General features: G+C 57.1%; 19 protein-coding genes. 7 read left to right on the top strand and 12 right to left on the bottom strand.

What is annotated here, in order from left to right:
- Positions 1–159: 159 nt before the first annotated feature.
- From ACOTXT_RS10900 to ACOTXT_RS10910, 3 genes are read right to left on the bottom strand one after another with little or no spacing between them, the layout of a single operon-like run.
- Entirely contained in the window at positions 160–903 is a 744-nt protein-coding gene (locus tag ACOTXT_RS10900; RefSeq protein WP_333164574.1) for an alpha/beta hydrolase, read from the bottom strand.
- An 11-nt stretch (positions 904–914) separates the two neighbouring features.
- On the bottom strand, positions 915–1,382 hold the full coding sequence (locus ACOTXT_RS10905) for a DUF6130 family protein (RefSeq protein WP_023294273.1): 468 nt from the start codon (positions 1,380–1,382) through the stop codon (positions 915–917).
- A gap of 49 nt (positions 1,383–1,431) precedes the next feature.
- Positions 1,432–2,661 carry an MFS transporter gene (locus ACOTXT_RS10910; protein ID WP_333164571.1) on the bottom strand — a complete coding sequence of 410 codons (1,230 nt, stop codon included), beginning with the start codon at positions 2,659–2,661 and terminating at the stop codon, positions 1,432–1,434.
- A 97-nt stretch (positions 2,662–2,758) separates the two neighbouring features.
- On the opposite strand from ACOTXT_RS10910, the gene ACOTXT_RS10915 reads away from it, so the two are divergent.
- The gene (locus ACOTXT_RS10915) at positions 2,759–3,649 is read left to right on the top strand and encodes a LysR family transcriptional regulator (protein WP_045351566.1); all 891 of its coding nucleotides are present in this window, start codon (positions 2,759–2,761) and stop codon (positions 3,647–3,649) included.
- Here ACOTXT_RS10915 and ACOTXT_RS10920 read toward each other — a convergent pair.
- The gene (locus ACOTXT_RS10920; protein ID WP_021241815.1) at positions 3,646–3,834 is read right to left on the bottom strand and encodes a YfgG family protein; all 189 of its coding nucleotides are present in this window, start codon (positions 3,832–3,834) and stop codon (positions 3,646–3,648) included. The genes ACOTXT_RS10915 and ACOTXT_RS10920 overlap by 4 nt on opposite strands.
- A 352-nt stretch (positions 3,835–4,186) precedes the next feature.
- Here ACOTXT_RS10920 and ACOTXT_RS10925 point away from each other — a divergent pair, with 352 nt between their 5' ends.
- A complete protein-coding gene (locus tag ACOTXT_RS10925) occupies positions 4,187–6,427 on the top strand; it encodes a sensor domain-containing phosphodiesterase (RefSeq protein ID WP_055321497.1) in 2,241 nt (746 codons plus the stop codon).
- A 4-nt stretch (positions 6,428–6,431) separates the two neighbouring features.
- Here ACOTXT_RS10925 and ppx read toward each other — a convergent pair whose 3' ends face one another.
- The 4 genes from ppx to purM all read right to left on the bottom strand — a co-directional run bounded on the left by ppx (position 6,432) and on the right by purM (position 11,914).
- The gene (gene ppx, locus ACOTXT_RS10930) at positions 6,432–7,970 is read right to left on the bottom strand and encodes an exopolyphosphatase (RefSeq protein ID WP_008501646.1); all 1,539 of its coding nucleotides are present in this window, start codon (positions 7,968–7,970) and stop codon (positions 6,432–6,434) included.
- Between the two features lie 3 nt (positions 7,971–7,973).
- Positions 7,974–10,034, bottom strand: coding sequence for a polyphosphate kinase 1 (gene ppk1 / locus ACOTXT_RS10935; protein ID WP_008501645.1), 2,061 nt, complete (start codon positions 10,032–10,034; stop codon positions 7,974–7,976).
- Between the two features lie 204 nt (positions 10,035–10,238).
- Positions 10,239–10,880 (bottom strand): phosphoribosylglycinamide formyltransferase, encoded by a 642-nt coding sequence (purN, locus tag ACOTXT_RS10940; protein WP_021241814.1) that lies wholly within the window; start codon positions 10,878–10,880, stop codon positions 10,239–10,241.
- Positions 10,877–11,914 (bottom strand): phosphoribosylformylglycinamidine cyclo-ligase, encoded by a 1,038-nt coding sequence (purM, locus tag ACOTXT_RS10945; RefSeq protein ID WP_008501643.1) that lies wholly within the window; start codon positions 11,912–11,914, stop codon positions 10,877–10,879. The genes purN and purM overlap by 4 nt, the downstream gene beginning before the upstream one ends.
- 266 nt (positions 11,915–12,180) lie before the next feature.
- On the opposite strand from purM, the gene ACOTXT_RS10950 reads away from it, so the two are divergent.
- From ACOTXT_RS10950 to ACOTXT_RS10965, 4 genes are all read left to right on the top strand, one after another.
- Positions 12,181–13,611 carry a 6-phospho-beta-glucosidase gene (locus tag ACOTXT_RS10950; RefSeq protein ID WP_021241813.1) on the top strand — a complete coding sequence of 477 codons (1,431 nt, stop codon included), beginning with the start codon at positions 12,181–12,183 and terminating at the stop codon, positions 13,609–13,611.
- 215 nt (positions 13,612–13,826) lie between these two features.
- A complete protein-coding gene (gene upp / locus ACOTXT_RS10955; RefSeq protein ID WP_008501641.1) occupies positions 13,827–14,453 on the top strand; it encodes a uracil phosphoribosyltransferase in 627 nt (208 codons plus the stop codon).
- An 86-nt stretch (positions 14,454–14,539) separates the two neighbouring features.
- On the top strand, positions 14,540–15,829 hold the full coding sequence (gene uraA / locus ACOTXT_RS10960) for a uracil permease (RefSeq protein WP_023294266.1): 1,290 nt from the start codon (positions 14,540–14,542) through the stop codon (positions 15,827–15,829).
- A gap of 95 nt (positions 15,830–15,924) precedes the next feature.
- Positions 15,925–16,626, top strand: a complete 702-nt coding sequence (locus ACOTXT_RS10965) for a DnaA inactivator Hda (protein WP_166792068.1) — start codon at positions 15,925–15,927, stop codon at positions 16,624–16,626.
- An 84-nt stretch (positions 16,627–16,710) separates the two neighbouring features.
- Here ACOTXT_RS10965 and arsC read toward each other — a convergent pair whose 3' ends face one another.
- Together arsC and bepA are read right to left on the bottom strand one after the other, a co-directional pair.
- The gene (arsC, locus tag ACOTXT_RS10970; protein WP_021241810.1) at positions 16,711–17,067 is read right to left on the bottom strand and encodes an arsenate reductase (glutaredoxin); all 357 of its coding nucleotides are present in this window, start codon (positions 17,065–17,067) and stop codon (positions 16,711–16,713) included.
- 18 nt (positions 17,068–17,085) lie between these two features.
- Positions 17,086–18,549 carry a beta-barrel assembly-enhancing protease gene (gene bepA, locus ACOTXT_RS10975; RefSeq protein WP_055321491.1) on the bottom strand — a complete coding sequence of 488 codons (1,464 nt, stop codon included), beginning with the start codon at positions 18,547–18,549 and terminating at the stop codon, positions 17,086–17,088.
- 221 nt (positions 18,550–18,770) lie between these two features.
- Between bepA and ACOTXT_RS10980 the strand changes: the two genes are divergently transcribed.
- Positions 18,771–19,835: an AI-2E family transporter gene (locus tag ACOTXT_RS10980; protein WP_008501636.1), complete on the top strand. Its 1,065-nt coding sequence runs from the start codon at positions 18,771–18,773 to the stop codon at positions 19,833–19,835.
- Between the two features lie 83 nt (positions 19,836–19,918).
- On the opposite strand, the gene bcp is transcribed toward ACOTXT_RS10980, so the two are convergent.
- Both bcp and ACOTXT_RS10990 read right to left on the bottom strand, forming a co-directional pair.
- Positions 19,919–20,389 carry a thioredoxin-dependent thiol peroxidase gene (bcp, locus tag ACOTXT_RS10985; protein ID WP_008501635.1) on the bottom strand — a complete coding sequence of 157 codons (471 nt, stop codon included), beginning with the start codon at positions 20,387–20,389 and terminating at the stop codon, positions 19,919–19,921.
- Entirely contained in the window at positions 20,389–20,958 is a 570-nt protein-coding gene (locus ACOTXT_RS10990) for a glycine cleavage system transcriptional repressor (RefSeq protein WP_008501634.1), read from the bottom strand. Before ACOTXT_RS10990 ends, bcp begins: the two co-directional genes overlap by 1 nt.
- Positions 20,959–20,994: the final 36 nt, after the last annotated feature.

Consider the following 20,994-nt stretch of genomic DNA (forward strand, 5'->3'; position numbering starts at 1 on the left):
AGGCCATCATCTTCAACGGAATAACGCTTGCGTACTACGACCGAAAAACCCAGAGTGTGGTGCGGATAGACTAAAAGTGTTACCTATGTTCCCGGTCTGATCTGTCACCTATGTATCCGGTCATACACTGCGCTTACCCGGCCTACAATTTACAAAATACTATTTTGCTTCAATCGCCTGCTCAATCGTCCGGGCGATAGCCTCCGGCTGGCTCACCATCGACACGTGGCTCGCGGAGACCTCGGTGGTTTTCGCATGGATCGTCTTCGCCATCGCACGTTCAAGATCGGGGTTGATCATTCGGTCATTTTTGCTGACCACAAACCAGCTCGGCTTATCATGCCACGCCGCGTGGGTCACCTTTTCACCAAACGCATCGGCCTTAATTGGCCCCTGCGTGGCCGCGATTGCAGTTTGTTCCTCGGGCTTCACGTCCGGCGCGAAATCCTTCCTGACGGCGTCCGTCGGCAGATATAAATAGCCGTCCGCCGTTTTGGCGATGCCCGCGCTGCCCGGCGGCGGCGGGTAGCTTCCCGCGAGGTCCGCCGTTGACTGGCCGGCATCCGGCGCGAACGCCGCCACATACACCAGCGATTTCACCCGCGCATCGTTGCCCGCTTCGCTAATCACGGTGCCGCCCCAGGAGTGACCCACCAGCACGACATCCCCCTGGGCGCGGGCGATGGCCCGCTTTGTGGCCGCAACGTCATCGTTAAGCGACGTGAGCGGCAGCTGGACGGCAATGACCTCTGCGTGCTGTTTCTGCAACAGGGTAATCACCTTATTCCAGCTGCTGCCGTCGGCAAACGCGCCGTGCACCAGCACGACGCTGGTTTTGCTCTGTGCAAAGGCGCTGGCGGAAAGCGCCAGCAGGCCTGCCGTGACTACAGTCAGTGCTTTCATCTTCAGACTCCTTAAAAATGGTGGACCGCCGCATGAGGCGGTACGGTGAATTCGATGGTTTTGTGGTCGAGCGGCTTGTGCGTCGGGTCGGCCAGAATAATCGTCACCTTGTGTTTACCGGCGGGGAGTCCCACCAGAATCACCGGCTCTCCGCTGGCGTCAGCCCAGTGCCACGGCGCGTCATCCACCACCACGTGAATGTGCCCGATGCGCGGGGTGACCTTGAGCGCTTCAGGTCCGAATACCGGCTCGATGCGCAGGTTTTCGGCACGGTACTGGATAAACACCGCGCCTTTACTCAGCGGCCCGGAAAGCGGCGGATCGACGATCAGTTTTGCCGGCGGTTGCGGCTGCGCCAGCGGGGCAACGGCGGCGGGGCCGTTAACGTCCGCGGCGCTCAGGTTGTCCAGCGGCGTGGCCTGGGCATGTGTTACAGAGGCCAGGACGAGCAGGGGTAAAATTGCGTAACGACGAATCATGGTTCTCTCCTCATCGGTTCTGAATGACGACAGGGAAAGAAAACCATTTTTATGTATCGGAGATATTTGCCGGAGGGGGCGTTTTGTACCCGTTTGTCAGCGCGTCGCGCGGGATACAGTGCGATACAGTTTGCCTCCCGGGACGGCGCACGATCGCTATCGCCAGCCCGGCAATCACCAGCGTTAACCCCGTCGACACTCCCATTGCACCCGCGATCCCCAGCGTTTTGTTCAGCCACGCATAGGCAAACGGTGCGGCTGCGGCCATCAGCTGGCCCGGGATAAGCAGCATGCCCGTGCGGCGGGCATAGCTTTCCGCACTAAACAGCTCCAGTGGCAGCGTGGCTTTGACTATGGTGACCAGCCCGTTGATGGCGCCGTAGCCCAGCACAAACCCGGCCGCGCACCAGGCAAACAGGGCGCTGCTTATTCCCACAAAAAAACACAGCGGCATGGCAAGAGCGGTAAAGAGCGTAAGCTTGAAGGGGGTTAAGCGGCCACCTGCCAGCACCTCCAGCGAGCGCGCGCCCGTCTGGCCGATCCCCCACAGCATGCCGATGGCGACCGGCAGGCCAAAGTGGGCAATAAACTCCGGCAAATGGGTGGAGGTGCCGTTAGAGACAAAGGTGATAAGGGCGATGAAGGCCGCATAAAGCCAGGCGTTACGCCGCTCGTTGCGCAGGGGCGGCGCGATGGCCTTCGTGTTTTCCGTCAGCCGCTGCCGGGGAAGCGTGCGGATCAGCACTGCGCTCAGCAGGCCAAGCAGGGCATAAATGCGTAACGCGTCCTGCCAGCTCATGATGTGAAGCAGGCCATCGCCCAGCGGCCAGAAGACGGCGGAGGCCAGCCCGCCCGCCAGCGTGACGCGTGAGATCGTTCTTCGCGCCTGCTGCCCGTAGAGGTTGACCAGCGCGGCGAACAGCGCATCGTACAGCGACAGGCGCATCCCAGTGCCGGCGACAATCCAGGCGCTGTACCAGCCATAAAGCGTCCGGGTATACGCCATTTCTGCACAGCTTGCGGCGATCAGCAGCGTTCCGACCATCACCACTTTTTGACCGCCAAAACGTGCCAGCAGGCGGGCGACAAAAGGAGATACCGCCGCCATCACCAGCATCGCCAGCGTCAGGCCGAGGTAAATCTGCGGTGACGACCATCCCCGGTCGGCTGAAATGGCCCGCGCAAAGGTGCCGGGCATATAAAATGAAATCCCCCAGTTGATGAGTTGATTACACCCGGCGGTGAGGGCGAGGCGACGAGGAAGGGCAGAGGTTTCCATGAGTTTTCATTCCGTTATGCAGTTGTCCTGAGCATAACGGGCGCGGTATTGTGCTGGCAGGGCTGCAACCTTATGCACGGTATAAGAGAAACTTTGAATGACGACGCTTAATCTGGGCTATCTCGCCACCTTCCGCCTGGTTCACCAGCGCGGCAGCTTTTCAGCGGCAGCGGACGTTCTGGGCCTCTCCCAGCCCGCCGTCAGCCTGCAAATACGCCAGCTGGAGCAGTTTCTGCAAACGCGGCTGGTGGAGCGTACCGGGCGAGGGATTAAGGCGACGGCTGCCGGAGAAACCTTGCTGGCGCACGGGGAGCGTATTCAGCAGGTGGTGGATGACGCCATCCGGGCCGTGAATGCGTTTAGCCACGACGTGAGCGGCACCATTACCCTTGGCACGGGGGCGACGGCCTGCATTCATCTTCTGCCGCCGCTGCTGGAGCAGCTACGCCGCGACTATCCGCTCCTGAGCGTGGGAGTCACGACGGGCAACACCCTCGACATCGTCAGGGCCATTGAAGAGAACCGTCTCGATATGGGGCTGGTGACGCTGCCGGTGAGCGGCAGAGCGCTGGACGTCATGCCGGTGATGGACGAAGAGTTTGTCTTTATCGCCTCAAGGGAGCAGCAGGACGCTTTCAGGGAGTTAACCCCGGAGGCGCTCCATGCCCAGCCGCTGATCGCCTTTGAGACAGGCAGCGGGACCCGGGCGCTGATCGATGGCTGGTTTGCCGCCCATGGGGTAGCGATGGCGCCGGTGATGCAGCTTGGCAGCATCGAGGCGATCAAACGCATGGTTCGCGCGGGGCTGGGCTACAGCATCGTGCCGCGAATGGCGGTAGAACAGGTTGCCGATCGCGAGGGGCTATGCGTGATGTCGCTGACGCCCATGCTGCAGCGGCAGCTGGCGGTGGTGATGCGGCAGGATAAAATCCTCAGCAAAGGGATCGCGGCCCTTATTCGGCTCGTACAACATCCTTCGGGGGGTTAGCGGTCAGCGGTGTCGACGGTCAGGCTGGATTGCTGTGACTGGGTTTTGTCCTGATGGTGGTACCAGGCGCCAATCGAAGAGTAAACGAAGCGGCCAAAGAAAAACAGGAAACTGATAAGCAGTATGATGCGGGTCATTCGGGTGTTAAATCGATGTCGTTTGCGCATACGCGTGACCTGACTCACTCTGTTTTTCCTGGATAAGCCCTCCCGGGCGATAAGGATATTAAGGCACAGCGGGAAGATGGGGTCAATTCTGTGATGTGTAAATAACCGTCAACGTTTGCATTAACTATTGTTATTGAAATTAATAATTGCATTTACCATATTGATAATATGAAGAAAATTATTTCACAAAATTCTTCTGCAAGGCTTATTTGCGTGAAATAGTTTGATTTAAGTCAACGGATTCCCGGCTCTGATATTTAAAATCCCTCCTCCACACTGTTCACTCTGCACGTCGCGGGGTGGCGCCAGGTCAGGTTGGATGCCTGTCTTTATTTTCCCTCTGGAGAAAAAGGGGTTTAACCGGGCATCTATGAAGATTTTCGCTTTTCTGAAAAACAATAAATACCGTTGGTGGGCATTGCCGCTACTATTACCGGTGGTTTTGCTTCCCGTGCTGAGCGTGGCAAATACGTTCACGCAGCTGGGGGACGGTATCGCGGCGCTTTATTATTTACCGCTCTCCTTTTTGCTCTCGCTGATGATGTTCTTTGGCCTGGAAGCCCTTCCCGGGATCGTGTTGTCGCTGTTTATCCGCTATTACCCGTCGGTCGGGATGTTCGAAACGGTTGCCGGGGTGCTCCATTTTATTGTCCCTTTAGTCCTCAGCTGGGGCGGCTACCGGGTGTTTGCGCCCAGACGCAATATGACGGCGTACGGCGACATCCGGCTGATGGCGCAGCGCATCTTCTGGCAGGTTATCTGCCCCGCGACGCTGTTTCTGGTGCTGTTTCAGTTTGCGGTGTATCTGGGCGTGTATGAGAGTCGCCAGAGCCTCGCGGGGTTGAACCCTCTTAACATTCGTACGCTCATTAACTACCAGGCGCTGCTGGTCAGCGGGCTGACGGGCGTGCCGTTGAGCTATCTGCTGATCCGCCTGATCCGTCATCCGCGCTATATCAAAAGTCTTCTCTCGCAGATCCGTTTCCAGATAGATAAAAAGGTGACGGCCGCGGAGTTTTCGCTGTGGGCGATTGCGCTTGGCGGGCTGCTGTCGCTGCTGCTGCTCCCGATAAATGAAAACAGCTCCATCTTCACCACTAACTATACCCTGTCGCTGCTGATGCCGGTGATGCTCTGGGGCGCGATGCGTTTTGGCTATAAGCTGATTTCGCTGATCTGGACCCCGATACTGCTGGTGTCCATTCACTATTTTTACCGCTATATCCCAGTGAACGCGGGGTACGATATTCAGCTGGCGATCACCTCTTCCAGTTACCTGGTCTTTTCGTTTGTGGTGATTTATATGTCGATGCTGGCGACCCGGCAGCGCGCGGTGAACAAACACGCCCGCAGGCTGGCACTGCTCGATCCGGTTGTCCATATGCCTAACCTGCGGGCGCTGTCGCGCGATCTGGCGAAGAATCCGTGGTCGGCGCTCTGCCTGCTGCGCATTCCGGAGCTGGAAATTCTGGGCCGAAATTACGGCGTGCAGCTGCGTATTCAGTACAAACAGCAGCTGGCGCAGTGGGTTAACGGTACGCTCCAGCCCAATGAGCAGGTGTATCACCTCACCGGATATGACATGGCGGTGCGGCTCAACGCGGAATCGCACCAGCAGCGGATTGACGCCCTGGACGAGCATATCAAGCAGTTCCGCTTTGTCTGGGACGGCATGCCGCTGCAGCCGCAGGTTGGCGTAAGCTACTGCTATGTCCGGTCCCCGGTTAACCATCTTTATCTGGTGCTGGGGGAGCTGGCGGTGGTGGCCGATCTGTCACTCTCCTCTAATCACCCGGAAAATCTTCAGCAGCGCGGTGCCGTCCATTTGCAGCGCAGCCTGAAGGATAAAGTCGCGATGATGAGCCGCCTGCAGAAGGCGCTCGACAACGACGAATTCATCCTGCTGGTTCAACCCGTTCGCGGCCTGCGTGGCGATTGCTATCACGAAGTCCTGCTGCGGATGCCGGACACCAATGGGATACTGATCTCCCCCGATCAGTTCCTGCCCGTCGCGCAGGAGTTTGGTTTGTCCTCTCGGGTGGATCTGTGGGTGCTTGAGCATACGCTGCGCTTCCTGGCCGCGCATCGGGAAAGACTGCCCGGCCAGCGCTTTGCTATTAATCTGGCGCCTTCAACAGTGTGCCGGGTGCAGTTCCCGCTTGAGGTGAGCCGCGTGCTGGCGAAATACGCTATTGAGCCGTGGCAGCTGATCTTTGAAGTGACGGAGTGCAGCAACTTCTGCAACCCCGAGCAGGCGCTGCATATCCTCAGTCAGCTGCAGAAAATGGGGGTACGCATTGCGATTGATGATTTTGGTACCGGCTCTGCAAGCTACGCGCGGCTAAAAAGCGTGGACGCGGATATTCTTAAAATCGACGGCGACTTCATCCGAAATATCGTCAACAACAGCCTGGATTATCAGATTGTGGCGTCTATCTGCCATCTGGCGCGCATGAAAAAGATGCTGGTGGTGGCGGAATATGTCGAGACCGAAGAGATACGTAGCGCGGTTCACGCGCTAGGTATTGATTATGTGCAGGGCTATCTGATTGGCAGACCGGCACCGCTTGAGTCACTGCTGGAAACAGAGGCGTCCTGCGCGGACGCCTGAACCGTTACGCGGCGACGTCGGCGCTCTCTTCCTCGATTTTGAGCAGCCAGCCGGTGACCGCTTCCCAGTACTGCTGCTCCTTTTCCAGGTCCAGCAGGACCAGCGCGTTCTGGCTGAACCAGTCGTGCGGGAAGCTCAACGTCCAGTGATGGTCGTCGGTTTTCAGCTTCAGCGTGGGCGGCGTGGTGGTCGCCTGACGCTGGTTATTGAGCAGCACGCCCAGACGCAGGAGCTGAATCAGCGGCAGGAACTGCTTTTTCTTAAACAGCGTGAAGCGCGGCAGGTCGTCGAGCTTGATGGCTTTGCGGTGATAGCGCACCAGGGTCGCCATCATGGTTTGCTGCTCCTGGTTGAAGCCAGGCAGATCGCTGTTTTGCAAAATATAGGCCGAATGGCGGTGCATCCCGCTATGGTTGATGTTCAGCCCCACCTCATGGAGCATCGCGGCCCATTTCAGCAGCGCGGCAAGCTGCGGGTGCGCCAGCTTCGGATTCTGCTCTTCCCACTGTTCATACATCTGCACCGTGGTGTCCAGCACGCGCTTCGCCTGCTCGCGGTCGATGTTGTACTGGTTGGCCAGGCTTTGCGCGGTGCGGCTGCGAATATCCTGATGGCGGAAGCGGCCTTCCATTTCGTACAGCACGCCTTCGCGCAGCGCGCCGTCGGACAGGCGCAGCTCTTTAATGGCCAGCGCATCAAACACGCCGCAGAGAATGGCCAGCCCCGGCACGAAGACCGCCTTACGCTCGTCGGAAAGCCCCGGCAGGCTTAAGGCGTCAAAACTTTTATGCTTCAGCACTTCGTCGGTCAGCAGCGTCAGGCGTTCGGGCGTGATGAACCCATCTTTTTCACCCATCGCCAGCAGCACTTCATGCGCCGCCTTGATGGTGCCCGACGCGCCCAGCGCCACGTTCCAGCCCTGAATACGGTACTGCCAGGCCAGGTTTTCCAGCTTCTGGACTGCCGCCATACGTGCACGCTGGAAGTTCTCGCGGGTGATGGTGCCGCCCGGGAAATACATCTGCGCGAAGCTGACGCAGCCCATACGGCGGCTTTCCACCAGGCGAGGCTCAAAGTCTTCGCCGATCACAAGCTCCGTAGAACCGCCGCCGATGTCGATCACCAGCTTGCGCCCTTTTTCCGGCTGGGTGTGCTCGACGCCCATGAAAATCAGACGCGCTTCCTCGTTACCGGAGATGATCTCAATCGGGTAGGGGATCACCTTTTCGGCCCGCTTGAGAAACTCTGGCGCGTTCAGCGCCTGGCGCAGGGTGTGGGTGCCCACGATGCATACGCTGGAGGGCGAGAAGCCCTGCAGGCGTTCAGCAAACAGCGACAGGCAGTTTAACCCGCGCTCCATCGCCTCTTCGCTGAGCATGCTGCGTTCATCAAGGCCATCCGCCAGGTGTACGCGCTGCTTCAGACGACCGATGATCTGCAGCGCGCCATCCACCTCACGGGCGATGACCATGTGGAAACTGTTAGAGCCAAGATCGACCGCGGCGAATTCCTGCGGGCGTGGGGTCTTATCATTTATCGGCATAGGTTAATCGGGTTGCTCGAGTGATTTGATATAGTCGTAAATCGCCAGTTGCGACCGCACTTTACGGCGGTTGCCGCGCGGTACATAGCGGTTACTGAGTTCTTTGTCGATATAGCGCGCCTTCACCGTATCGCTGAACAGGATCTCGATAATGTCGAGAATACGCTGTTTCAGACGCGGATCCAGCAGCGGGGTTGCGACTTCAATTCGGTAGTCAATATTGCGCGTCATCCAGTCTGCCGAAGAGAGATAGACCTGTTTGTCGCCTGCATTATCGAAAATATAGACCCGATCGTGTTCCAGGTAACGGTCAACAATGCTGATCACCCGAATATTGTCGCTGATGCCTTCCAGTTCCGGGATCAGCGAGCACATGCCGCGGATCAGCAGGTTAACCGGTACGCCAGAGCTGGACGCGGCGTACAGCCTGTCCACCAGTCCTTTGTCGACCAGATTGTTAAGCTTCAGGGTGATGCCGGACGACAGCCCTTTCTGGGCATTGGCAATCTCTTTATCAATCATATCGTACAGCAGACGGCGCGAGTTCTGCGGCGAGACCAGCAGATAGTCGAAGCTGACAGGGCGGTACGGGTTCTCAATGAAGTTAAAGACCCGGCGTACCTCGTTGGTGATGCGCGCATCGGCGGTCAGCAGCGAGTAGTCGGTATAAATACGGGCGGTTTTTTCGTTGAAGTTACCGGTGCCGATGTGAGCATAGCGCACCACGTCGTCGCCCTCTTTACGGGAGATCAGGAACAGCTTGGCGTGAATTTTCAGACCCGGCGCGGAGAAGATCACGTGCACGCCCGCTTCCGTCAGACGGCGCGCCCAGTGAATGTTCGCCTCTTCGTCGAAGCGCGCCTGCAGCTCAACCACCACGGTCACTTTTTTGCCGTTGTGCGCGGCGTGGATCATCGCATCGATGATGCGGGAATCTTTAGCCACGCGGTAGATGTTGATTTTGATCGCCAGCACGCTCGGGTCGAACGAGGCCTGTCGCAGCAGCTCCAGCACGTGTTCAAACGTGTGATACGGATAGTAGAGCAGAACATCGCGCTCGCGAATGGCGTCGAACCCGTTGCGGAATTTATCAAACCACAGATGGCGCAGGCGCGGCAGCGGCTTGTTCACCAGATTGGCCTTGCCGACGTTCGGGAAGCCAATAAAGTCTTTAAAGTTGTGGTAACGGCCGCCCGGCACGATGGAGTCATAGCGCGAAATGGTCAGCTTCTCGCGCAGCATTTCTACCATGGCGTCCGGCATATCGCGCTGATAAACAAAGCGCACCGGCTCGGCCGTCAGGCGTTGTTTCAGGCTGGAGGACATCAGCTCCATCAGGCTGGCCTCCATCTCGTGCACCAGGTCATATTCGGCGTCACGGGTCATCTTCATCGAGTAGGCGTTTAACGCATCGTAATCGAAGAAGCCTTTGAAAATGTCGTCGAGACAGTAGCGCAGGATGTTGTCCAGCAGGATCATCGGCTTGCGTCTGCGCGGGGTTTCCGGCGGCAGGTTCACGAAGCGCGGGACCTTGTCGGACGGGATCTCCAGCAGCGCGTAGCGAATGGATTCACCGCGAATAATTTCTACGGCCAGATAGGTGTAGTCATCTTTCAGGAACTGCACCAGATCGGTTTCGCGGTTGATGAGAATCGGGGTAATGTGCTGGCGCAGGTACTGTTTAAAATAGTGGCGCAGCCAGTTTTGTTGGTTAACGGAAAGCTGACGTTCGTTAATCAGGAAGATTTGATTGCGCGCCATCTCCAGCAGCAGTTCGTTATACAGGCCGTCAAATTCCTGATCGGCTTTCAACACGCGGGACTGGATTTTGCCCAGCAGATGCCGCGAGTGAGAGTTTAAGCCCTGTTCTTCACTGATGATGATCCGTCTTTTCAGCTCGGCAAAGCGAACCTTGTAGAACTCATCCAGGTTGTTGGAATAGATGCCCAAAAAACGCATGCGTTCGATCAGCGGGTTACTTTTGTCAGCCGCTTCCTGGAGTACACGTTCGTTAAATGCTAACCAGCTTAGCTCTTTCTCGATATATAACTTTTCCTGACCCATTACAGCTCACACTCCAGTTCAATCACAGGACGTGGTAAATCCGTCTCGTCCTTATTATGGCGAGCATTTCCACGATATGTCCAACAGTGCCAGAAAAGTATGACAGTTATTTTTTTTGTTGGGGAATTTAGAAGGTTGGAGAAGAGAATATCGGGTAATGCAAGGTAGATGTCGGGTAAGCGCGGCGCCACCCGACATAACAAACTACTCTTCCGCCGCATGGCCCTGCGGGGGTAACTTCACGCCATCCAGCCAGGCAGCGCCGTCGCGCATTTCGAGACGCCCGTCGACAAACCAGCTTACCACCAGCGGGTAAATGGCGTGTTCCTGGGTCTGCACGCGTTCGGTCACATCTTCTTCGCTGTCGCCGTCAAAGACCGGGACTTTGGCCTGCAGGATCACCGGACCGCCGTCCAGCTCGTCGGTAACGAAATGCACGGAGGTGCCGTGCTCCTCATCGCCGTTTTCCAGAACCTGACGATGGGTGTGCAGGCCGGGATATTTCGGCAGAAGAGAAGGGTGAATATTCAGCAGACGTCCGGCGTAGTGCGCAACAAAAGCCGGGCTCAGAATGCGCATATAGCCCGCCAGCACCACGACGTCCGGTGCGTAGGCATCAATCTCCTGAACCAGCTCGCGGTCAAAGGCTTCACGCCCGGCGAACTGACTGGCTTCCAGCGCGTGCGCGGGAATGTTAGCTTCCCGCGCGCGCTCAAGGCCGAACGCGTCGGCCTTGTTGCTGAATACTGCCCGAATGGTGCCGTTGATTTTCTTCTGTTTGCAGGCGTCAATGATGGCCTGCAAATTGCTTCCGTTGCCGGAAATGAGCACCACGATGTTTTTCATTCAATGACCACACGCTGTTCGGAATCGGAGGCTTTAATCGTACCGATTTTCCACGCGTTTTCACCTTTTTCGGTCAGCAGTTTAACCGCTTTATCCGCTTCGCTTGCCGGCAGGGCGATAACCATGCCCACGCCGCAGTTAAAGGTGCGGTACATTTCGTGAGAGCTCACGTTGCCTGCGGTCTGCAGCCAGTTAAACACGGCTGGCCACTGCCATGAGGATTCGTCGATTACGGCCTGGGTGTTGTCCGGCAGCACGCGCGGGATGTTTTCCCAGAAGCCGCCGCCGGTCAGGTGGGCGATAGCGTGCACGTCAACGTTCTCAATCAGTTCCAGCACGTTTTTCACGTAGATGCGGGTCGGTGCCAGCAGATGGTCTGCCAGCGGTTTACCGTCAAGCTCGGTGGTCAGCGGGTCGCAGCCGCTCACTTCGAGGATTTTACGCACCAGGGAGTAGCCGTTGGAGTGTGGGCCGCTGGAAGCCAGCGCGATCAGCACATCGCCATCCGCCACTTTGCTGCCGTCGATAATTTCTGATTTTTCTACTACGCCGACGCAGAAGCCCGCGACGTCATAATCTTCGCCGTGATACATACCCGGCATTTCAGCGGTTTCGCCGCCGACCAGCGCACAGCCGGACTGCAGACAGCCTTCGGCGATACCGTTAATGACGCTGGCCGCGGTATCCACGTCCAGTTTGCCGGTCGCGTAGTAATCGAGGAAGAACAGCGGCTCTGCGCCCTGAACCACCAGGTCATTCACACACATCGCGACCAGATCGATACCGATCGTGTCGTGACGTTTTAAATCCATCGCCAGGCGCAGCTTGGTGCCTACACCGTCAGTACCCGAGACCAGAACAGGTTCACGATATTTTTGCGGCAGCGCGCACAGTGCGCCGAATCCACCCAGACCACCCATCACTTCCGGGCGGCGGGTTTTTTTCACCACACCTTTGATTCGGTCAACCAGCGCATTACCTGCGTCAATATCAACACCGGCATCTTTGTAGCTGAGAGAAGTTTTGTTGGTCACGGCTCAAGTCCCCACGCGATTGCATAGCTAGTAAGAAAAATCGGCGCAATTCTAACAGTCCAGGCAAACGTTTGCGAGCCTATTCTCGGTGCGGGGATCTTTTTTTCTCTCTGGCTTATGCAGGGCGACAAACTTGACTCTGTTCACGAAAATGAAACCGGTTTCGGCGTTCTGCTTGCAACGGCTATCCCCTTTGCACATCATCGAACTGAAACCGGTTTCTGTAATTGTTTTTGCAGAAAATAACGCAGAATGAGGGAAAGCAAATGTCAGGATTTAAAGCAGATTTTCTGTGGGGTGGTGCCGTTGCGGCGCATCAGCTTGAGGGCGGCTGGAAAGAGGGCGGCAAGGGCGTTAGCGTTGCCGATGTGATGACGGCGGGCGCGCACGGCGTACCGCGCGAAATCACCAACGGCGTGCTTGAGGGGAAAAATTACCCTAACCATGAAGCCATCGATTTCTACCACCGCTATAAAGAAGACATCAAACTCTTTGCCGAGATGGGGTTCAAATGCTTCCGTACCTCCATCGCCTGGACGCGTATCTTCCCGAAAGGTGACGAGCTTGAGCCGAACGAGGCCGGTCTGAAATTCTATGACGATCTGTTCGACGAGTGCCTGAAGTACGGCATCGAACCGGTTATTACGCTTTCCCACTTCGAGATGCCTTTCCACCTGGTCACGGAATACGGCGGCTGGCGCAACCGTAAGCTGATCGACTTCTTCGTTCGTTTTGCGAAAGTGGTTTTCCAGCGCTATCAGCATAAAGTCAAGTACTGGATGACCTTTAACGAGATCAACAACCAGGCCAACTTCCATGAAGATTTTGCGCCGTTTACCAACTCCGGGCTGAAGTACGCGCCGGGTGAAGATCGTGAGCCGGTGATGTTCCAGGCCGCGCACTATGAACTGGTGGCCAGCGCCCTGGCGGTTAAGGCGGGGCGCGAGATTAACCCGTCCCTGCAGATCGGCTGCATGATTGCCATGTGCCCCATCTACCCGCTGACCTGCGCGCCGGACGACATGATGATGGCGATGAACGCCATGCACCGCCGCTACTGGTTCACCGACGTGCACGTGCGCGGCAAGTATCCGCAGCATCTGCTCAACTACTTTGAACGTCGCGGCTTCGCGCTGGATATCACCGAAGAAGATAAAGTCGCGCTGACGCAGGGCTGCGTGGATTACATCGGGTTTAGCTATTATATGTCCTTCGCCACCAAGGCGACGGCGGACAACCCGCAGCTGGACTATGACGAGAGCAAGAGCCTGGTCTCTAACCCGTACGTGCAGAAATCTGACTGGGGCTGGCAGATTGACCCGGTGGGGCTGCGCTACTCCCTCAACTGGTTCTGGGATCACTACCAGCTGCCGCTGTTTATCGTTGAAAACGGCTTTGGCGCAATCGACGTGCAGGAGAGCGACGGCACGGTGAACGACCAGTACCGCATTGACTACCTGGCCGCCCACATCCGCGAGATGAAAAAAGCGGTGGTGGAGGATGGCGTCGATCTGATGGGCTATACCCCGTGGGGCTGTATCGACCTGGTGTCTGCCGGTACCGGTGAAATGAAAAAACGCTACGGCTTTATCTTTGTCGATAAAGACAATGAAGGCAACGGCACGCTGAACCGCAGCAAGAAAAAGTCGTTCGACTGGTATAAGCAGGTGATTGCGAGCAACGGCGATAACCTGTAATTGTCGGGTGGCGCTAACGCTTACCCGACCTACACTACACGTAGGCCCGCGTAAGCGTAGCGCCACCGGGCAGAACCTCGCACTTAAGCCGGAGACCTGTCTCCGGTTTTTTGTCTTTGCTTGATCCCTGTCAAGCAACATGGGTATGGCCTAATCCGAAAAAAGCGGTATAATCCCGCGATTTTTTTGCGGATGCCATTCAGAGGAGAAAGAGAATGAAGATTGTGGAAGTGAAACACCCACTCGTTAAACACAAGTTGGGCCTGATGCGTGAGCATGACATCAGCACGAAGCGTTTTCGCGAACTGGCCTCTGAAGTCGGCAGCCTGCTGACTTACGAAGCGACCTCCGATCTGGAGACAGAAAAAGTCACCATCGAAGGCTGGAACGGCCCGGTGCAGGTTGAGCAGATCAAAGGTAAGAAAATTACCGTTGTGCCAATCCTGCGTGCCGGTCTCGGCATGATGGAAGGCGTGCTGGAGCATGTGCCAAGCGCGCGCATCAGCGTGGTGGGGATCTACCGTAACGAAGAAACCCTCGAACCGGTTCCTTACTTCCAGAAGCTGGTGTCCAACATCGACGAGCGTATGGCGCTGGTGGTTGACCCGATGCTGGCAACCGGCGGTTCAATGATTGCCACCATCGACCTGCTGAAAAAAGCGGGCTGCAGCAGCATTAAAGTGCTGGTGCTGGTTGCGGCACCGGAAGGGATCGCGGCACTGGAAAAAGCGCACCCGGACGTTGAGCTGTATACCGCCTCTATCGACCAGGGCCTGAACGAGCACGGGTACATCATCCCGGGGCTCGGCGATGCCGGCGATAAGATCTTTGGTACGAAATAATCGAATAACGATAAATAAGCCGACTTTGATAGTCGGCTTTTTTTTGAATAAAACACCAACAACGATACTACTCAGAGGAAAACACTATGACGCGCCGTGCTATCGGGGTGAGTGAAAGACCGCCGCTTTTACAGACTATCCCGCTTAGTTTGCAGCACCTGTTCGCCATGTTTGGCGCAACCGTGCTGGTGCCAATCCTGTTCCACATTAACCCGGCAACCGTGCTGCTGTTCAACGGCATCGGTACGCTGCTGTATCTCTTTATCTGTAAAGGCAAAATCCCGGCGTATCTCGGGTCGAGCTTCGCCTTTATCTCTCCGGTGTTATTGTTGCTGCCGCTGGGTTATGAGGTCGCGCTGGGCGGCTTTATCATGTGTGGCGTGCTGTTCTGCCTGGTCTCCTTCATCGTGAAGAAAGCCGGTACCGGCTGGCTGGACGTGATGTTCCCCCCTGCGGCGATGGGCGCCATCGTGGCCGTCATCGGTCTTGAGCTGGCGGGCGTGGCGGCGAATATGGCCGGCCTGCTGCCAGCAGACGGCCAGTCACCGGATTCCAAAACCATTATCATCTCGCTGGTGACCCTGGGCGTAACGGTCTTTGGCTCCGTGCTGTTCCGCGGCTTTATGGCGATTATCCCGATCCTGATCGGCGTGCTGGCGGGCTATGCGCTCTCCTTTATGATGGGCGTGGTGGATACCACCCCGATTGCGCAGGCGCACTGGTTCGCGCTGCCTACCTTCTATACGCCGCGCTTCGAATGGTTTGCGATTTTCACCATTCTGCCTGCGGCGCTGGTGGTGATTGCGGAGCACGTCGGCCACCTGGTGGTGACGGCAAACATTGTCAAACGTGACCTGATCCGCGACCCGGGCCTGCACCGTTCCATGTTTGCGAACGGTTTCTCCACCATCATCTCCGGTTTCTTTGGATCTACGCCAAACACCACCTACGGTGAAAATATCGGCGTGATGGCGATTACCCGCGTCTATAGTACCTGGGTTATCGGCGGCGCGGCGATCATCGCCATTCTGCTCTCCTGCGTCGGCAAGCTGGCGGCAGCGATTCAGATCATCCCGGTGCCGGTGATGGGCGGCGTGTCTCTGCTGCTGTACGGGGTCATCGGTGCCTCCGGTATTCGCGTGCTGATTGAATCCAAAGTGGATTACAGCAAAGCGCAGAACCTGATCCTGACGTCGGTGATCCTGATTATCGGCGTGAGCGGCGCGAAGGTGCACATCGGCGCGGCCGAGCTGAAAGGCATGGCGCTGGCAACCATCGTCGGCGTGGGCCTGAGCCTGATTTTCAAGCTGATCTCCGTGATCCGTCCGGAAGAGGTGGTGCTGGACGCTGACGAAAGCGAAAAAGCGTCACAGTGATCCTATAACCGGGCGGACGATCCGCCCGGTTCTCTCCTTGCAGGTTCCGTGTTAAACTCCATGCCGATTTTATGTCAGATCTGGTTGAGGTACTTCTGAACGGACCGGCACAGCTCTCTCTGCCACTCTATCTCCCTGACGACGAAACGTTTGCAAGTTTCTGGCCGGGTGATAACCCCTCTTTACTGGCTGCACTGCAAAACGTGCTGCGTCAGGAACACAGCGGATACATCTATATCTGGTCACGCGAAGGTGCGGGGCGCAGCCATCTGCTGCATGCCGCCTGTGCGGAGCTTTCGGCGCGCGGTGATGCGGTAGGCTACGTGCCGCTGGATAAACGAACCTGGTTCGTGCCTGAGGTGCTGGAGGGGATGGAACATCTCTCCCTGGTCTGCATCGATAACATCGAATGCGTGGCGGGGGATGAGCCGTGGGAAATGGCGATCTTTAACCTCTACAACCGCATTCTGGAATCGGGCAAAACCCGGCTGCTGATCACCGGCGATCGCCCACCTCGGCAGCTGAATCTGGGCCTGCCGGATCTGGCGTCTCGCCTGGACTGGGGACAAATCTACAAGCTCCAGCCTCTGTCGGATGAAGATAAGCTTCAGGCGCTACAGCTGCGTGCAAAGCAGCGTGGGTTTGAGCTGCCGGAAGACGTGGGCCGTTTCCTGCTGAAGCGGCTGGACCGCGAAATGCGCACGCTGTTCGACACGCTGGATCAGCTCGATCGCGCCTCGATTACCGCCCAGCGCAAGCTGACCATTCCGTTTGTGAAAGATATTCTGAAGCTATAGTTGTGCCGGGTGCCGGCTGCGCCTTACCCGGCCTACATATGGCACCCGTAGGCCCGGTAAGCGCAGCGCCACCGGGCGAAACCATCAGAGGATCTCGAGCACGTCTTCCGGCGGGCGTCCAATGCGCGCCTGGCCGTTCGCCACCACAATCGGGCGCTCAATCAGCTTTGGATTTTCAACCATCGCCTGTATCAGCCGATCCTCGGAGAGACTGTCGTCATTCAGGTTAAGCGACGTATACAGATCTTCTTTCTTGCGCATCAGATCCCGTGCACTGCCCATGCCCAGCATATGCAGCAGCTGGCGGAGGGTTTGCGCGTCCGGTGGGGTGTCGAGGTACAGCACCACCTCTGGCTCCACGCCGTTAGACTTCAGCAGGCTCAGAGTATCGCGGCTCTTGGAGCAGCGCGGGTTGTGATAAATTTTTACGGCGTCTGTCATGACGTGAATTCTCCTTGATTACATCTTCTCGTACGGCTTGAAGCGCTGCTGCAGGCCGCGAAGCTGATCGATACGCGCGTCGTATCGGGCCTGCTGGAGGCTGCCGAGTTTGACCTGCGAGCTGGCGCTGCTGAGCGCGGAAATGGCCTGATCGAGGCGCCCCACCAGGGCAAAGCCTTCGGCACGCGCCGCGAGCTCCTGGTCGCGGTTGCCAAGCTGGGCTTCCGCCTGAGCGAGCAGATCCCAGCCGTTTTGATCGTCTTTATTGTTAAAGGTGTAACGGTTCAGGATGGTCGCCGCTTCACCCGGCTGGCCGCCCTGCAGGTAAGCGTTCGCCAGGTTAAGCTGCAGCACCGGGTTGGTGCGGACGTTTTTCGCCCCTTTCAGGCGGTTAATCGCATCGGCAGGCTTCTTCTGCCCCAGATCGATATCCGTCGACAGATCGAGGTACCACGGGTTGTTCGGGTCGGCAGCCAGAAGCGGTTGCAGCGCTTTACGCGCCTCGTCGTATTTGCTGGCTTCCATCGCCTGGAGCGCCTGACCATACTGCGCGGCGTTTTTCTCACGCACGTTGCCTTTCGCCAGGGCATCCAGCAGGTCGCTGGTGAGCTGGTTACGCCCGGAATTGTACATCCCCAGCGTTCTCACTTTCGCCATGTAGAAATCCTGCGAAGACTGGACCACAACCGGGCGCATCTGGTTGGCACGGTTACGCGCGTCCGACAGACGGCTCTCAGGCAGCGGGTGTGTGAGCAAAATTTCCGGTGGGCGGGAAGAATAACGCGCCTGATCGAGCAGTTTTTCGAGGAAGCTCGGCATGGCCTGCGGGTCAAAGCCTGAGCGCTGTAACACCTGGATGCCGATGCGGTCTGCTTCCTGCTCGTTTTGTTGGGTAAAGCTGATCATCCCCTGGCGCGTCCCGGCCAGCGTACCGGTCAGCGCCGCCATCCCGGCCTGCGGGCTGGCCATCGCCAGCAGAATGGAACCCAGTGCGCCCACCCAGGTGAGGGGAGCGTTACGTTTCTGGTCTTCCATCGCACGCGCCAGGTGCCGCTGGGTGACGTGCGAAATTTCGTGCGCCATGACCGAGGCCAGCTGGCTTTCGTTGTCCGAATAACGGAATAACGCCGAATGCAGCACCACGTTACCGCCAAAGAAGGCGAAGGCGTTGATTTCGTCATTATTGATTAAATAGAAATGGAAGGGGGTTTTTACCGAGTCGGCGTGCGCCACCAGGCGCATTCCCAGCCCGTTTATGTACTGTACCAGCAAAGGGTCGTTAATCAGCGGGGCGCTGCCGCGCAGCTGGCGGACATAGTAGTCGCCCATTTGCATCTCTTGCCCAATAGAGAGCGTGCTTCCTGCCGTGGTGCCCATGTCCGGCAATGTATCGGACGAGTCAGCAAAAGCGGGCAACACCTGACCGACCGTCACCGCGGCAATCAGTGTTGCAACCAGTGTTTTTCTCAACTGCCTGAACATAACCACTGTCCTGTATGTTAGATGTGCTAGTTTGACCGATGAACCGGCATATCGTTCATCTCTGCTGCCCTGCGAGTGTAGCCGTGTTGTAGCATGAAGAAAATCCCATTCATCAGGCTTTTGCGGATTGCGATCGGGATACAAAAAGCGAAAGTCTTTTTTGTGACAGTTAGATACAATTCACCCTCTCACTCCCGCCATTCGATTCAGGGAAGGGTTGTATGCTCGAAATGTTAATGCAGTGGTACCGGCGTCGGTTCAGCGACCCGGAAGCCATTGCTTTGTTGGTTATTCTGGTCGCCGGGTTCGGTATCCTGTTCTTCTTCAGCGGCCTGCTCGCCCCTCTGCTGGTAGCGATTGTGCTGGCGTACCTGCTGGAGTGGCCAACGGCGCGCCTGGAGAATATTGGGTGTTCCCGCCGCTGGGCGACCAGCATCGTGCTGGTGCTGTTTGTCGGCATCCTGCTGCTGATGGCCTTTGTGGTGATGCCGGTAGCCTGGCAACAGGGAATTAACCTGATCCGCGATATGCCCGGCATGCTGAATAAGCTTTCTGATTTCGCCGCCACGCTGCCGCGCCGTTATCCTGCGCTGATGGATGCCGGGATTATCGACGCGATGGCCGAAAATATGCGCGCCCGCATCATGACGATGGGCGATTCGGTGGTGAAGTACTCTCTGGCGTCCCTGGTCGGACTGCTGACGCTGGCGGTCTACCTCGTGCTGGTGCCGCTGATGGTCTTCTTCCTGGTGAAAGATAAAGACCAGATGCTCAACGCCGTACGCCGTATTCTGCCGCGCAACCGCGGGCTGGCGGGGCAGGTCTGGGAAGAGATGAACCAGCAGATCACCAACTACATTCGCGGCAAGGTGCTGGAGATGATTGTGGTGGGGGTCGCCACCTGGATTGGCTTCCTGATTTTCGGCCTGAACTACTCGCTGCTGCTGGCCGTGCTGGTCGGATTTTCGGTTTTGATCCCCTACATCGGCGCGTTTGTGGTGACCATTCCGGTGGTTGGCGTGGCGTTGTTCCAGTTTGGGCTGGGTACCGAGTTCTGGAGCTGCTTCGCGGTGTATCTGATTATTCAGGGGCTGGACGGTAACCTGCTTGTACCGGTGCTGTTCTCCGAAGCGGTGAACCTGCATCCGCTGGTGATTATCTTATCGGTGGTGATTTTCGGCGGGCTGTGGGGATTCTGGGGCGTGTTCTTCGCTATTCCGCTGGCGACGCTGATTAAAGCGGTCGTCCACGCGTGGCCGGATGTGCCGGCGGTAGAAGAGCAGTAAGTTTTGCCGGGTGGCGCTGCGCTTACCCGGCCTATTTATCCTTGTAGGTCGGGTAAGGCGAAGCCGCCACCCGACACTCACTTTCAGGCACTTTCTTTCAGCCAGTTCAACACCACGTCGTGGTGGTTGCTGGTTTTGAAGTCGTCAAACACGTGTTCAACTTTACCGTCGGCGTCAATCAGGAAGCTGATGCGGTGAATGCCGTCGTAGGTTTTACCCATAAACGTCTTCTCGCCCCAGACGCCGAACTGCTCGCATACCTGATGATCTTCGTCAGAAAGCAGCGTGAAGTTCAGCAGCTCTTTTTCAGCAAATCGTGACAGCTTTTCTGGTTTATCGGTGCTGATACCCAGCACTTCCACGCCGACTTTTTTCAACTCATCCATGTTATCGCGTAAGCCGCAGGCCTGTACGGTGCAGCCGGGGGTCATGGCTTTCGGGTAGAAATAGACCAGAACACGCTGTCCCTGGAAGTCGGTCAAATTTACTTGCTCGCCGTCTTGATCCGGTAAGCTAAATTTCGGTGCGATGTCACCGGCTTTCAGTGGATTCATTACTCAACTCCATCCTGTTCGTGCTGCGAATAATTGACGACGCTTATACTGCCCTGCGCGTTTAATTCTGTACAGAGGGCTTTGAACGCTTGCTCGATATTTGACGCATCCTGTGACGCAGGACTGTGCGCGGTAATTTGAATAAAGAGCGTGGGAACCGTGCTTGCGTCGCCCGGCTGTGTGCGGGAAACGAGCTCGGCGATGTTCATCTGATGGCTGTCAAACAGCGCGGTGAAGCGCTCTATCAGATGTGGAGAATCAGGCACTTCAACCTGCACCCAGACGGTAGCGGGCATGGCCGGGCGAGGGCGCGCGGTGGTGCGCTTCATGACGATCAGCAAATCCAGCTCGGCACCTTTCAGCGGCAGGGTCGATTCAATCAACGTGATGGCGTTCCATGTCCCTGAAAGCAACATAATGAATGTGAACTCTTCGCCGAGCATGGCCAGACGGCTGTCTTCAATATTACAGCCGCAACTGCTTACGTGGCGGGTGATGGTGTTCACGATACCCGGCCTGTCGGCACCCAGCGCAGTGATAACCAGGTAATGTTGTGATGAGGTTGTCAAACCTGTTCTTCCTTTGCATGGTTAAGTCTTCCTAAG

The organism is Enterobacter cloacae complex sp. IR5422 (assembly GCF_049238165.1).
Classification (GTDB): Bacteria; Pseudomonadota; Gammaproteobacteria; order Enterobacterales; family Enterobacteriaceae; genus Enterobacter; species Enterobacter roggenkampii.

Coding starts and splice junctions, on each gene's coding strand:
- ACOTXT_RS10900 (WP_333164574.1), bottom strand. CDS start 903: ATGAAAGCACTGACTGTAGTCACGGCAGGCCTGCTGGCGCTTTCCGCC.
- ACOTXT_RS10905 (WP_023294273.1), bottom strand. CDS start 1,382: ATGATTCGTCGTTACGCAATTTTACCCCTGCTCGTCCTGGCCTCTGTA.
- ACOTXT_RS10910 (WP_333164571.1), bottom strand. CDS start 2,661: ATGGAAACCTCTGCCCTTCCTCGTCGCCTCGCCCTCACCGCCGGGTGT.
- ACOTXT_RS10915 (WP_045351566.1), top strand. CDS start 2,759: ATGACGACGCTTAATCTGGGCTATCTCGCCACCTTCCGCCTGGTTCAC.
- ACOTXT_RS10925 (WP_055321497.1), top strand. CDS start 4,187: ATGAAGATTTTCGCTTTTCTGAAAAACAATAAATACCGTTGGTGGGCA.
- ppx (WP_008501646.1), bottom strand. CDS start 7,970: ATGCCGATAAATGATAAGACCCCACGCCCGCAGGAATTCGCCGCGGTC.
- ppk1 (WP_008501645.1), bottom strand. CDS start 10,034: ATGGGTCAGGAAAAGTTATATATCGAGAAAGAGCTAAGCTGGTTAGCA.
- purN (WP_021241814.1), bottom strand. CDS start 10,880: ATGAAAAACATCGTGGTGCTCATTTCCGGCAACGGAAGCAATTTGCAG.
- ACOTXT_RS10950 (WP_021241813.1), top strand. CDS start 12,181: ATGTCAGGATTTAAAGCAGATTTTCTGTGGGGTGGTGCCGTTGCGGCG.
- upp (WP_008501641.1), top strand. CDS start 13,827: ATGAAGATTGTGGAAGTGAAACACCCACTCGTTAAACACAAGTTGGGC.
- uraA (WP_023294266.1), top strand. CDS start 14,540: ATGACGCGCCGTGCTATCGGGGTGAGTGAAAGACCGCCGCTTTTACAG.
- arsC (WP_021241810.1), bottom strand. CDS start 17,067: ATGACAGACGCCGTAAAAATTTATCACAACCCGCGCTGCTCCAAGAGC.
- bepA (WP_055321491.1), bottom strand. CDS start 18,549: ATGTTCAGGCAGTTGAGAAAAACACTGGTTGCAACACTGATTGCCGCG.
- ACOTXT_RS10980 (WP_008501636.1), top strand. CDS start 18,771: ATGCTCGAAATGTTAATGCAGTGGTACCGGCGTCGGTTCAGCGACCCG.
- bcp (WP_008501635.1), bottom strand. CDS start 20,389: ATGAATCCACTGAAAGCCGGTGACATCGCACCGAAATTTAGCTTACCG.